General features: G+C 41.8%; 9 protein-coding genes. 6 read left to right on the top strand and 3 right to left on the bottom strand.

Annotated elements, in window-relative coordinates:
* Window positions 1-3: 3 nt before the first annotated feature.
* Both BLS59_RS12660 and pfkA read right to left on the bottom strand, forming a co-directional pair.
* Window positions 4-852, bottom strand: coding sequence for a hypothetical protein (locus BLS59_RS12660; RefSeq protein WP_091149655.1), 849 nt, complete (start codon window positions 850-852; stop codon window positions 4-6).
* Between the two features lie 3 nt (window positions 853-855).
* Window positions 856-1,842 (bottom strand): 6-phosphofructokinase, encoded by a 987-nt coding sequence (gene pfkA / locus BLS59_RS12655; protein WP_091149654.1) that lies wholly within the window; start codon window positions 1,840-1,842, stop codon window positions 856-858.
* 129 nt (window positions 1,843-1,971) lie between these two features.
* Between pfkA and BLS59_RS12650 the strand changes: the two genes are divergently transcribed.
* Window positions 1,972-2,664, top strand: coding sequence for an NUDIX hydrolase (locus tag BLS59_RS12650; protein ID WP_394330845.1), 693 nt, complete (start codon window positions 1,972-1,974; stop codon window positions 2,662-2,664).
* A gap of 146 nt (window positions 2,665-2,810) precedes the next feature.
* Here the strand turns inward: BLS59_RS12650 and BLS59_RS12645 are convergent, their stop codons facing one another.
* A complete protein-coding gene (locus BLS59_RS12645) occupies window positions 2,811-3,671 on the bottom strand; it encodes an N-acetylglucosamine kinase (RefSeq protein ID WP_091149652.1) in 861 nt (286 codons plus the stop codon).
* Window positions 3,672-4,966: 1,295 nt separating this feature from the next.
* Here BLS59_RS12645 and BLS59_RS12640 point away from each other — a divergent pair.
* From BLS59_RS12640 to BLS59_RS12620, 5 genes are all read left to right on the top strand, one after another.
* Window positions 4,967-8,128 (top strand): SusC/RagA family TonB-linked outer membrane protein, encoded by a 3,162-nt coding sequence (locus tag BLS59_RS12640; protein WP_091149651.1) that lies wholly within the window; start codon window positions 4,967-4,969, stop codon window positions 8,126-8,128.
* A gap of 20 nt (window positions 8,129-8,148) precedes the next feature.
* Window positions 8,149-9,756: a RagB/SusD family nutrient uptake outer membrane protein gene (locus tag BLS59_RS12635; RefSeq protein ID WP_091149650.1), complete on the top strand. Its 1,608-nt coding sequence runs from the start codon at window positions 8,149-8,151 to the stop codon at window positions 9,754-9,756.
* A gap of 29 nt (window positions 9,757-9,785) precedes the next feature.
* Window positions 9,786-10,859 (top strand): IPT/TIG domain-containing protein, encoded by a 1,074-nt coding sequence (locus BLS59_RS12630; protein WP_091149913.1) that lies wholly within the window; start codon window positions 9,786-9,788, stop codon window positions 10,857-10,859.
* 129 nt (window positions 10,860-10,988) lie between these two features.
* Window positions 10,989-11,867, top strand: a complete 879-nt coding sequence (locus BLS59_RS12625; protein WP_240315228.1) for an AraC family transcriptional regulator — start codon at window positions 10,989-10,991, stop codon at window positions 11,865-11,867.
* Entirely contained in the window at window positions 11,868-13,715 is a 1,848-nt protein-coding gene (locus BLS59_RS12620; RefSeq protein ID WP_091149648.1) for a sodium:solute symporter family protein, read from the top strand.
* Window positions 13,716-13,738 lie beyond the last annotated feature (23 nt).

Raw genomic sequence — 13,738 nt, 5'->3', positions numbered from 1 at the left:
TTTTTAATTTTTATTAGAATAGTAGGTTAATAAATTATTTATGGGTTCTTTAATGATGTTTGCTATTTGAAGATTGGCTTCGGCAGCGGCCTCATGTAAAAGTTCCTGAAAATTGGCAGCAACCGTACCGGCAAAATGAATGGAGGCATCGGGATGTTGCTTAGTTAAAGGTACTAAATATGTTGAAATTAGCGTGCTAAAACCTTTTTTTATGACGCTCTGGAGATGATTATCGTCCCTGTTATCGATGTAAAATTCGGTAAATGAACTCAGGAAAAGCGCCGGTTGTTTTTGGCGATAAACCTTCTCCAGCAAGGTTTTCCGGTCGGCATCGTACTTGTGAATAAACTTTTTGCGGATGTTTGCGGGTAGCGTTTCGTTCATAAAACCTTTAATGAGTTGTCGGCCCAACCAGTTGCCGCTTCCTTCATCGGCCAAAATATAACCGAGGCCATAATTGTTGGGCTGCACCTTTTTACCATCATACCAGGCCGCATTTGATCCGCTGCCGCAGATGCTCACAATGCCCGGCGAGTTTTTACAGCAGGCAATGGCTGCCGCGGTTATATCATGCTCAACAGTTACTTTTCCAAATTTAAAAAATGCAGAAAGTGCGTTATGGATCACCAGTTTCCGCTCGTCAGAAGAGGCGCCGGCGCCAAAGAAGTAGATGCGTTTTATTTCTTCGGCGTGGTGTATAAGGTTTATGTTTTTGTTAAGCAGCTGCAATATATGCTTCTCGTCGTTAAAATAGGGGTTGATGCCATTGGTTTTAAAAGAGGCAACAGTACGGCCCTTATCGGCAAGCCGCCAATGTGCAAAATACGATCCGCTATATACAACTGCTATCATTAATTATATCGATAATATATCCGCCATCAGTAAAAGGTCTGCTTCCAGTTTAAACTCATGGTGGTTAAGGGCATCTTCAAGGCTGGTTAACAAAATATGATTGGCCTGCAAACCTACCATTTTTTGTGTTTCGCCAGCTATTAAAGCGTTAACTGCTGCAAAGCCCAGTCTGCTGCCCAAAATACGGTCAAAGCTTGATGGGCTGCCCCCTCTTTGCAAGTGGCCTAATATAGTTACTTTAATATCGTAGTTTTTAACTTCTTTTTGTACGGCTTTTGCCACATCATACACGCCGCCATTCTTATCGCCTTCGGCAACAATAACAATGCTCGATGATTTTTTATTCATTTCGCCGGCTTTAAGATTTTTGATCAGGTCTTCAATGGCGGTTTGCTTTTCGGGCAGTAAAATAGCTTCGGCACCACATGAAATACCCGCGCGCAGGGCAATCGCGCCAGAATCGCGCCCCATTACTTCTATAAAGAATAAGCGGTCATGCGCATCGGCAGTATCACGTATTTTATCAATAGCCTCAATAACGGTATTGGTAGCGGTATCAAAACCCAGGGTATAGGTTGATCCGCAAAGATCATTATCAATAGTGCCGGGAACACCCATAACGGCAATATCCGGATATTTACGGGAGAAACGCAGGGCGCCGGTAAATGTACCATCGCCGCCGATTACTACCAGGGCATCAACACCACGCTCTTTTAAATGTTTGTAGGCAATTTCCATACCTTCATCTTCTTTGAAAGGTAAACAGCGTGCTGTTTTTAAAATGGTGCCTCCCAAATTAAGTATGTTACTTACCGAGCGCTTGTTCATGTCATACATGTCGTTCTCGATAAGGCCTTTGTAGCCTTGGCGTACGCCTACAACTTCAAGGCCGTTATATAGCGCTGTTCTAACAACCGCCCTTATACAGGGGTTCATTCCGGGGGCATCGCCGCCAGATGTGAGAACTGCGAGTTTTGAAATTTTATGCATCTTTACACTACTAAATTTGTGCTACGAAGATACTGTGTGTAAATTACACCATTAAATTTTATTTATTTTTTTTTGGATTAGCAATTTACACCATATATTTAAAGAATTAACCCATAAACCCCCAATAGTTTGGAAGTAATGCTACCTAAGTTTGATTCCGTATTCTCGATTGACTGCGTGATTTTTGGATTTGATGCCGGAGAACTTAAGATTTTGCTGATTGAGCGAAACGAGGAACCCTACAAAGATGAGCTTGCTTTGCCTGGCTACATTGTGGAGCAGGACGAAAGTATTGACGATGCCGCCGAGCGCATTTTGTATGAACTTACCGGCCTGCGCGATTTGCACATGCAGCAGTTTCATACTTTTGGCGAAGTTAACAGGCACCCGCAGGGTAGGGTAATTACCGTGGCTTATTACGCGCTCATCCGTATTAACGGGCAAAAAGAACTGCGCCCCGTAACGCAGTTTGCGAAAAAGGCCTTCTGGCACCCTGTAAATGATTTGCCAAAACTGGCATTTGACCATAGCGAGATCTTTAATACAGGCTTTAATAAAATTCGCCGCAGGCTGCACTATCAGCCAATAGCCTTTGAACTACTGCCCGAGAAGTTTACACTTACCCAGCTGCAATCATTATATGAAGCAGTGTTGAGCAAAAAACTCGATAAAAGGAACTTTCGCAAAAAGATGCTGAGCTATGGCTTTTTAAAGGAGCTGGATGAAAAACAAAAAGGGGTATCATACCGCGCGGCCAAGCTTTACAAATTTGATAAACGTAAATACGGAAAGATATTTCAGGGCGAGTTGACGCTGGCTTAGGTTTTTTGGACTAAAAGACTTTAGGACTAAAGGAGCAAAGATAAAGGACTCTTTACAATAGAATAAAATATAAAAAGGGCCGGAAAATTAATTTCCGGCCCTTTCTTTTTGTCTAAAAGTCTTTTAGTCCCAAAAGTCACAAAATCCTATAAAGAGCTTGGTGTTAACTCCAGGTGAAATTTCACCAGGTTATCTATAGGCGAGCGGATGATGTTGCCTACAACCATTCCGTTTTCGGTAACTACCTCTTCAAGTACGTTACGGAAGTTGTAACCTACCGAACCGATACAGTTGAATGAATATTTTTGATAATCAGGATAATGTGTAACCAGATTGCGGAAAAAATCTTCGAAAGATGTGCGTACCAGGTTGCGTGAATATTCAATATGTACGTTGTTATCATATACAAACTTGCTAAAGCTTGCGCAAAAGCGGTTTGCACGGGGTTGAGTGTAAACCTGCTCGTTTATATCATCGGGCGTAAGCTTAAACGTTTCCCAGAAAAGGTTACGCACGGGTTCCGGCATATATCCCCTAAGGTAATCTGTCAGTAATTTTTTGCCGATGTAGCAACCACTGCCTTCGTCGCCCAAGATATAAGCACCCGAGTCGATGTTGTTAATAATATCCTTACCATCATAAATACAGGTGTTGGTACCTGTACCCAAAATAGCAGCAAAACCTTCTTTGTTACCCAGCAAGGCACGGGCAGCAGCCATAAGGTCATGACCAATATTTACTTTCGATTTGGTGAACACAGCTTTCATAGCTACTTCCACAACCATGCGCATATCAGCTGTTGAACAGCCTGCACCGTAATAATTTACTTCGGTTATCTCATTTTTATCAAGGTCGGTTGGCAAACTTTCGTTTAACGATTGTATGATATACTCCGTGCTTGAAAAATAAGGGTTATAACCCTCTGTGTTAAAATACACTTTTTTACCTTCTTCGGTAACCAGGCACCAATTGGTTTTAGTTGAGCCACCGTCAGCAATTATGATCATAAATTAAGTTTTGTTAAAAAAATTGGGTTAAAAGTAGGATTAACTTATTGTAAAAAAAACACTTTCTATTTTAATTGCTAAAAAATGTGATTTTAGTGCCTATACTACCTTATTTTTTGTTTAAAATTCAAGTTTTAATAACTGTTTAAATAACATATAACTACGTTAAAGCCCATTATGCACAGTTATTTGCAATTGTACGTAATGTTAAATTATTTAACAACAGATTTATATTAAATACATTCAATTATTGCCCTGCATCATAAAAAAGCAAGCGAATACCGCATGGTATATGACTCGTTTTGATACGGAGGTGCTTTTATACCGATAGTTGGCCATAAAGATAAATTTACGCAGATTAAAATGATATCCACTGTTAATATGCGGTATTTACCGGTCTTGGCCCGCACGAATACTGCACCTTGATTGTTAATTAGTAAAAGATAACACAACGTCTGGTTAGGTAACTTAACGTTAAGTTACATCCTAAGGCACTTACTAAAATCGTTTTAAAGCTAAGTATGCCCTTGCACTTTAAACAAAACGTTAAGTTATCAAGCGTGCTTTTATAACGATAGTGTCATTGTTACACAAATAAGTTGCAACATATAGTTCAACGAAATATCTTTGCCTCCTCATAAGATAAGTGACTTCACTTATTATATTGTGATAAGGTTTAGGTTTAAAGCCCCAAGCAGCGAGTGCGAGGGGCTTTTATTTTTTACCTTAATTTTTAACAATTACTTCAATTTAAATATACCACATCTGCAAAATGTATGCGTTTGCGAAAGGCTCCTCGTGGGTTAATTCGTTTTTTTTATAATTTAACATCCGGCAGCATTTTTACTCATTTTTGTCATTCATTTTTAACGTACATTATGATACTATTTTATCAATACGGTATCAAATAATGCGCACATTAGGGACACTCCTGTAAATAATTAAGGTTTTTATTATCTATTTTAATAATTAATTATCTGTAAATCAGTGTTTTAATATGGGTTGACATTTGTGCCCCTATTTATCCACAACGGGGTATCGACTACCATATAATTTTACCATCATTATAATAAATATTAAAGCCGGAATTTTCATTTGCGGAATTAGTATAAACCTGAAAATAACAGTTAACCAATTTATTGAAGCATTGCTCATTGTTTTAAAATGACGATACGTGTCCTGTAATATTAAATGATAGCGCTATCATTTGAAAATTATGCGGGCAGGCTGAAACACCTAAACGATGGCACAATTAACCAAAATCTAATAAACCAATTATCAATTAATTAATCATTATGAGAAAAATTTTACGAATAGCCTTGCTGTTTGTTTGCTTTATTCTTGTAGCTGCGCTGGCCCAGGCTCAAAGTACAGGTACATTGATCAGAGGAACAGTTACAGACGACCAGGGCGAAACATTGCCCGGTGTTACCGTATCGGCAAAAACTGTAAACGCAATTACGGGCGCCAATGGAGCTTACCTTATCCGTGTGCCGGTGGGTACTAAAGTGCTTAAGTTCAGCTATATTGGTATGGCAGCCAAGGAGGTTGAAATTGGCGATAAAACCGAGTTAAACGTAACCCTGAAAACAAATGCCAGCAATTTAAATGAAGTAGTTGTTATCGGCTATGGTACCGTACGCCGTGCCGATGTTACTTCATCAATCTCGTCTGTTTCGGCTAAGGATATTAAAGATCTTCCGGTTGCCGGTATCGACCAAGCCTTGCAGGGTAAGGTTGCCGGGGTAACTATCACTAATAACAGCGGACAGCCAGGCGGTGGCGTTTCTGTACGGGTGCGTGGTATTACCAGCGCTACCGGCTCAAACGAACCATTGTATGTCATTGACGGTGTTCAGTTTAAAAGTAACTCCAATATTAGCTTAAGCCAGGATTTCCTTGGCGGGGGCGCAGGCCAAACAGGTCAAAGTGTGCTGGCAACTTTAAGTCCGTCGGATATTGAATCTATCGACATTTTGAAGGATGCATCGGCGCAGGCCATTTACGGTTCACAGGGTGCAAATGGTGTTGTTATTATTAATACCAAACATGGTAAAGTAGGCCAAAGCAAGCTTAATTATGATGCCTACGTAGGTTTTTCTGAAATTCCTAAAAAGCTAAAGGTTATGAACCTGCAGCAATTTGCCCAATACCAAAACTCATTAGTTAACGAAGTGCGTGCGGTACCCGGTAGTGGTATGGATAGTACTATAGAATTTCGCGACCCATCGGTATTAGGCCATGGAACCGATTGGCAGGACGAGATTTACCAAAAGGGGATTACCACAAGTCACCAGTTGTCGGTATCAGGGGGTAAGGATAAAACAAACTATTATTTCTCTGGCGGTTACTTAACCCAAACAGGCACGCTTATCAAAACAGGTTTCAATAGGTACAACTTAAGGGCAAGTATTGATCAGCAGGTTAATAACTGGTTAAAAGCCGGTTTTACTACCAACCTTACAAAAAGCAAGCAACAGATTGGTTTAACCGATGGTTTCGATGCGGTAACGAGTACGGTACTATACAATACGCCTGTATCGCCGGTTCGAGATATTTATGGTAACTACATCACCAATGCCAATATTGGCGGTTACCAGATCAATTTAACCAACAACCCGGTAACATTGGCCCAATCCCGCGATGTTACAACAGCTAATACAAAAGCTTTGGGTGCTATTTATGCCGAAATAAACTTTTTTAAAGGCCTTACTTTAAGAAATGAGGTTAACTACAACTTTAACCTGGAAAGTGATCACGCGTTTCAGCCATTTCTTCAAAATGATCAAACCGGCGATGTTATCTTATCACCAAGCCGTGTAAGGGAGCAAAGAACACAAAGTCTTTATTGGGACGTAAAGAACTTTTTAAACTACGACCACGTTTTTGCAAGTAAACATAGCATAAACGCAACTTTCGGGCATGAAGTTCAACGGTCAGACTATGACTTTATCAACGCCAACCGTAATAACCTGGTGGCCAACCTGCCATCATTAAACGCAGGTGATGCAGATCTTACACAAGGTATAGGCGCCGGCGCGGGTACCTGGAGCATGGAATCATACTTTGGCCGTGTTGGTTATACTTTTGATAACAAATACGCTGTTTCGGGCACTATTCGTCGTGATGGTTCATCAAGCTTTGGTCCGGGTAACAGGTGGGGGACCTTCCCGGCTGTATCTGCATCATGGACGGTTAGCAACGAATCATTCATGAAAAGCCTTAGCAATGCTATCAGCTATCTGAAAATTCGCGCGGGCTTTGGCGAAGTAGGTAATCAGGACACCAAGAACAATGCATTCGTATCATCCATAACCTTATTTGGCACTGCGCCTTTCGGGCCGGGAAGTTTGCCATACAACGTGGCTAACCCCGATCTTAAGTGGCAAGCCACAAAAACCTATAACGCAGGTATCGATCTTACCACACTGAACAGCAGAATGGAGCTTTCGGTTGATGTATATAAAAAGATCAGTACCGATATGCTTTTGTCAAACCAACTGCCTTCGTTCTCCGGCTTGGGAACATCTTACAACGATATCCAAACCCCTATTACCAATGCCGGTAAAATGACCAATACTGGTATCGATATAGGTATTACATCATACAACATCAGGCGTGCAGATTTTAACTGGAAAACCAATCTTACCTTTACTCATTACAAAAATGTGCTTAACCAGCTAAATAATCCTACGGCAACCCTGTCGGGCATATTTAACGAGTACGGTACAAGCAACTTAACGTCGCTTACTTCACCAGGCGGCTCATTAGGTACATTTTATGGTTTCGTTACCGATGGAATCTTCAGAACTCAGGAAGAGCTGGCAAAAGGGCCTATCCCAACAGGATTATCCGTTGCGCCAAATTCTTTGTGGCTGGGCGATATCAGGTATAAAGATTTGGATCATAATGGCATAATTAATGACAAAGATGAGCAGGTTATAGGCGACCCTAATCCTAAATTCACTTACGGCTTTACCAATACATTTAACTATAAGGGCTTTGATCTGTCGGTATTTTTATACGGAAGCTACGGCGGCCAGATCATGAACTATACCCGCAGGCAAACCGAAGCAATGTCAAGTGCATTCAACAACCAATTGGTTACGGTATTAAACAGGTATACAGCAACAAATACCACATCGGATATGCCACGCTATAACCAATGGACCAACAACAACTTGAAAATATCTGACAGGTATATCGAGAGTGGTTCATACCTGCGCATCCAGAATGTGGCATTTGGCTACAACATACCTAAAAGCATCATCAATAAGCTTAAAATAGCTTCCATCAGGTTTTATGCATCTATTCCAAACCTGCACACCTTTACTAAGTACACAGGCTATGATCCGGAGTTAGGCGCGCTTAACTCGCAGGTAGGGTTTATGAACGTAGATAACGGTCATTACCCAGTACCACGTACCTATACGTTTGGTACCAACGTCCAATTTTAATAAGATAAATACTAAGCAACATGAAAATAAAAATCATATTCTTAATGTTTGTGGCGGTTTGTGTGGAAGCGTCTTGTAAGAAAGACTTTCTGAACCATCCGTCAACAACAAGCCCCACTACCGACAACTATTATACCACGGCTACCCAGGTAAATGGCGCCACCGGAATTTTATACAATAACGTTTGGGGCGATTGGTTTGATAAGGCATTTACCTCGGTAGGTGACGTATTGGGTGGTACAGTAACCGGTACAGCGGGTAACTCGCAATACAACTCATTTTATAACTTTCAAATTCAAAGTACCGACGGGTTGGTGTCAAGCACCTGGAACTCTTGCTATAAGGCTGCAGGTCAGGCATCGGTTTTAATACAAACGTTTAAAGATAAAAAAACGCAGGTATCTGGCAGTACAGATTATCTGGACGTAGGTATTGCCGAAGCGAGATTTATAAGGGGCTTTGCTTATTTTTATATAGGCCGCACCTTTGGCGATGCACCAATAGTAGATAACCCACTTGATTTAACAAAACCGGGCGCATACCTGGTGCCGCGTTATCTGCAAAAAGATGTACTTCGTTTTGCTTTAGAAGATCTGCAGGCTGCAGAAGCTGCGCTTCCAGAAGTATCCTACCAGGATGGTCGCGTAACCAAATATGCTGCTATTGGTATGCAAGCTAAGATCTATCTGTATCTAAAAGATTATGTAAACGCTGCCGCAAAAGCAAAACAGGTTATTGATTACGCAAATGGCCCGGGTTTAGGTAAGCTTGGCTTAAATCCCGATTACAATGCCATGTTTACTTCATCAACAGCTGCCAATTCGCATAACATCGAAAATCTTTTTTCGCTGCGCTGGCTGGCATCAATGGGATGGAATGGTGGTAACAGGTTTTCTATTTATGTTGCCCCACAGCCTCTTGTTCACCCAAAACCAACTGGTGCAAACGGTTACTCGGCTGTTGTGCCATCAATTGATATGTTAAATCCTGCAACAGGTTATGAAGCTGCGGATAAAAGACGCGGATGGTCTGTAATGCAGCAAGGCTTTCATCGCGCCGAATGGATCAATGATAATTTCCCTACCGGGTTTACTTATGATACTACCGGAAAGGCCACCGATGACCATTTTATATTTACAGGTACCCGTTCAAATATCCAGAAGTATATAGTAGGTACAAACAGGACAGATGAACCGGTTACCCCGGATGGACATACCAGTATGCCAACATTTATCCTGCGCTACGCCGATGTGTTGCTTATTTACGCCGAAGCAGTGTTGGCTAATCAAGCATCAACAAGCGATGCCGCTGCTTTGGATGCCTTTAACCAAGTACACAACCGTGCCGGCTTAACCAAGCTTACAGCTATTACCAAAGCAGATATTTTACATGAACGCAAGGTTGAATTTGCTTTCGAGGGCGACTATTGGTTTGATATTCAGCGTCAGGGTTTTACAGAAGCCCAGAAAATTATTGCCGCGCAGGAGCGGGGCACGCTGGATGGAAACGGAAAGCTTACCAGTTTCAAAGCTACATTAACGCAGGCCCAAATGTTTTTACCTCCGCCGCAGTCCGAAACTGTACAGGATCCAAAGTTGCTTGAGCCTGCAGTGCCTTATTATAAATAGTGACAACCAACATTTTAATTATAATGATCATGAAAAATATATATAAACTACTTATCGCCCTGCTCACGTTTGCTGGTGGCGCATCGGTAATTACCTCATGTACAAAGGAGGCGGCAAAACCAGCCGCCGCCTCATCCAACCCAAAAGCCGATAAGCTCGATCCGGATTCGGCTAAGGGCGGTACTGCCTTAATATTAACGGGCAGCGGCCTGGGCGAGATACGGTCTGTCGTTTTTGAAAAAGGAAGTGTTCCTGCCCCGTTCAACACTGTTTTTAATACAGATAAGGCACTGATATTCCGCGTGCCAGATACTGCAAACGGTGGTAGTCAAAACATCATAATTACCAATAAAATAGGTAAAGAATTAAGGGTGCCATTTAATGTAATTGCATTGCCTGTTATATCAACCGTATCAAATTATAACTTCACAAGCGGAACAAGCATCACCATTACTGGTAACAATCTGGGTGATGTTTCATCGGTGAAATTTGTTGGTGCAAATGATGTAATTAACATCGTGTCAAAAAGCAAAAAAGAACTGGTTATAACCATGCCAACTAATAGCTCGGTTCCGGGTGCTGCTTTAGTTATTACTAACTCAACCGGACCGGTTACTACTACGCAGGTATTTGAAAACCTTGATAAGGGTTACCAGATCTTTACAGATGATTATGGTACCGGCTGGGGCAATAACTCATGGGGACCTGCTCAAATATCTTCTACGGTATCAAAATCAGGTACAAAATCATTTGCCGCAACCTATGCCAAAGGCAACTGGAGCCAGGACGGATTTAATAACTGGGGTACCGGCTTTACCAGCAAACCGGAGTATAAATACCTAACATTCTGGCTTAAAGGGGCATCGCAGGATTATACACTATATGTTACCGGCGATAAACGGGCGGGTAGTTTTGGCAACTCAGATCAGTCGACACCACTTACTGTTCCGGCCAACGTTTGGACATATTTTAAATTACCGCTTACCACGCTTGATCTCTGGAACAAGGGAAATACCTTTAACCAGTTAGGTTTTTGGATAAAGGGCCCTAACGACCAGGATGAAACCTTCTATTTTGATGATGTAATGGTGGTAAATCAATAAAATTTAACTCATATCCCGGCCGCGCCGGCCGGGATATTTTAATTATTTATTGCTATTAGGCCGATGTATGAAACAAGCTATGGCTGTCCATCTGCATTAGCTGATAGCAATAGTATTTACGTGTGATTTATGATGACGAGCAATGTAATGCGCGAAATAACACCGCTAACCCCGAGCGATTGCTTTACTATATTTTCGAGAGTTAAAAAAAAGTTCGACTTTCCTTTGCATTACCATGATGAGTATGAGCTAAACCTCATTATAAACGCAAAAGGTGCAAAGCGAGTAGTAGGCGGGCATATTGAAGTTATTGAAGAGCTGGAACTTGCGCTGGTAGGGCCAAATTTATACCATGCCTGGTTTACGCATCAATGCCAAAGTGAAGAAATAACTGAAGTTACTATTCAATTTCATAAAGATCTTTTTGATGAGAAGTTTTTGAAGCGAAACCAGTTAAGTTTTGTAAAAAGCATGCTGGAACGCTCGCAGCGGGGTATAGTTTTTTCGCCCGAAACCATACAGGCTTTAAAGGGGAGAATACTGGGATTGGATAAGAAAAACGGTTTCGATTCCGTGCTTGAACTGTTGTCAATTTTGCATGATCTTTCTATATCACGTAACATGAAAATGTTATCGGACCCAAGCTTTGCCAACGATAAGTTTTACTATAACAGCCGCCGCATTGAGAAGGTATTTGAGCACATGAACGTTAACTACAACAAGCAGGTAACCCTTGCCGAAGTAGCCAAAATTGCCAACATGCCCGAGGCTTCCTTCAGCAGGTTCATTAAAAAGCGAACCGGTAAAACTTTTATAGATAGCCTGAACGAGATAAGGCTTGGCCACGCCTCACGTATGCTCATCGATTCTACCACAACCGTAGCCGAAATTGCCTACAAGTGCGGTTTCAACAACATCTCCAATTTCAACAGGATCTTTAAACGCAAAAAGCTTTGCATCCCTAAGGAGTTTAGGGAAACCTACACCGGTAACAGAATATTTATATAAATGAAACTACACTTACTTGATGTTACCATAATAATTTTATACCTGCTGAGTACCATTTTTATTGGTCTTTGGTACCGTAAAAAAGCACGTGAAAACAAAGAAAGTTATATGCTTGGCGGCAAATCGCTGCCCTGGTATAAGCTGGGTTTAAGCGATGCCTCAGATATGTTTGACATTAGCGGCACCATGTGGATGGTGAGCTTATGTTTTGTGTACGGAATGAAAAGCATCTGGATACCCTGGCTTTGGCCGGTATTTAACCAGGTATTTTTAATGATGTACCTCTCGCGCTGGCTGCGCCGTTCAAATGCCTCCACCGGTGCCGAATGGCTGGCGACGAGGTTTGGTAAAACGGGAGCGGGGGTAACCAGTTCGCACCTGGTGGTAATTGCGTTTGCCTTGCTAAGCTGCCTGGGTTTTATGGCCTACGGTTTTATTGGCCTGGGTAAGTTTATCGAAATATTTGTACCCTGGGATCTGGTAAAGGCTTATGTACCCTTTAATGTAGCGCCACAATATGTGCCCCATATATACGGTATCATCTTTACGCTGTTTGCTATGTTCTATTCCATTTTGGGTGGTATGCATAGCATTGTGGTAAGCGATGTGGTAAAATATGGCATCATGACGGTTGCCTGTATCTGGATAGGGTTTATAGCTGCAAATCAATTAAACAGTCATCATTTAAATGTACCCAATGGCTGGTACAGTCCGTTTTTCGGCAAACACCTCGGCCTTAATTGGACGGGGATAATAACCGAGGTAAATCAAAAGATCAAAAGCGATGGTTATTCGCTGTTTGCCTACTTTTTTATGATGATGACCTTTAAAGGTTTTTTTGCAGCACTGGCCGGGCCCGCCCCAAACTACGATATGCAGAAGATCCTTTCAACCCGCTCGCCCGAAGAGGCCAGCAAGATGAATGGTTTTGTAAGTGTTATTTTATTACCCATTCGCTATACGCTTATCATAAGTTTAACCACATTAGGTTTAATATATTATCGCCAAATGAACCTCACTGATGGCGCGGGCGCTATTGATTTTGAGCGGATATTACCGGCGGTTATCAATAACTTTTTGCCTGTTGGTTTGGTGGGTCTGCTATTGGCCGGTTTGTTGGGTGCATTTATGAGCACGTTTGCTGGCACTATGAACGCCGCCCAGGCCTACATAGTTAATGATATTTATATCAAATACGTTAATCCCCTGGCATCCAATAAAAGGATCATCACCATGAATTACCTGGTGGGTATGGTTGTAGTGGCGGTTGGCGTAATACTGGGCTTTTTTGTTAAAGACATTAACAGCGTTTTGCAATGGATAGTATCGGCACTATATGGTGGTTATATAGCTGCCAACGTGCTTAAATGGCATTGGTGGCGCTTTAATGCCAGCGGCTTTTTCTGGGGCATGCTTTCGGGCATTGCAGCTGCTATGATATTATCCGCGCTGGTATATTCAGGATTAATCCCTGAAGGGCAACTGTTGTATTGGTTTCCGGTGTTATTCCTTGTATCGTTAGCTGGGTGTGTTTTAGGCTCGTACGCTACGTCGGTTACGGATATGGCCGTGCTGCAATCCTTTTACACTAATGTGCGGCCATGGGGCTTTTGGGAGCCAGTTAAGCAACTTGCTTTAAAAAACGATCCCTCTTTTCAGCCTAATAAAAACTTCAAACTAAACATGTTTAATGTAGTGGTGGGTACCATAGCTCAATGTTGCTTAACCATATTGCCCATGTACCTGGTGCTATGGCAAAAGGCCCCGTTGCTGGTTACCATAGCCATTTTAGCAGTGATGATGCTGATCCTGAAAAAAACATGGTGGAATAAACTGAAAGATTATTGATGCGCTATTGCCCGAGTATTTAA

The sequence above is a fragment of the Mucilaginibacter pineti genome, from assembly GCF_900101875.1.
Taxonomy (GTDB): domain Bacteria; phylum Bacteroidota; class Bacteroidia; order Sphingobacteriales; family Sphingobacteriaceae; genus Mucilaginibacter; species Mucilaginibacter pineti.
The sequence above is the reverse complement of the archived record's forward strand: the minus strand, read 5'-3'. Positions and strand labels throughout refer to the sequence as shown.

Bases quoted from the DNA above. Each gene is read 5' to 3' on its own strand.
- BLS59_RS12660 (WP_091149655.1), bottom strand. From the start codon at position 852: ATGATAGCAGTTGTATATAGCGGATCGTATTTTGCACATTGGCGGCTT.
- pfkA (WP_091149654.1), bottom strand. From the start codon at position 1,842: ATGCATAAAATTTCAAAACTCGCAGTTCTCACATCTGGCGGCGATGCC.
- BLS59_RS12645 (WP_091149652.1), bottom strand. From the start codon at position 3,671: ATGATCATAATTGCTGACGGTGGCTCAACTAAAACCAATTGGTGCCTG.
- BLS59_RS12640 (WP_091149651.1), top strand. From the start codon at position 4,967: ATGAGAAAAATTTTACGAATAGCCTTGCTGTTTGTTTGCTTTATTCTT.
- BLS59_RS12635 (WP_091149650.1), top strand. From the start codon at position 8,149: ATGAAAATAAAAATCATATTCTTAATGTTTGTGGCGGTTTGTGTGGAA.
- BLS59_RS12630 (WP_091149913.1), top strand. From the start codon at position 9,786: ATGAAAAATATATATAAACTACTTATCGCCCTGCTCACGTTTGCTGGT.
- BLS59_RS12625 (WP_240315228.1), top strand. From the start codon at position 10,989: ATGATGACGAGCAATGTAATGCGCGAAATAACACCGCTAACCCCGAGC.
- BLS59_RS12620 (WP_091149648.1), top strand. From the start codon at position 11,868: ATGAAACTACACTTACTTGATGTTACCATAATAATTTTATACCTGCTG.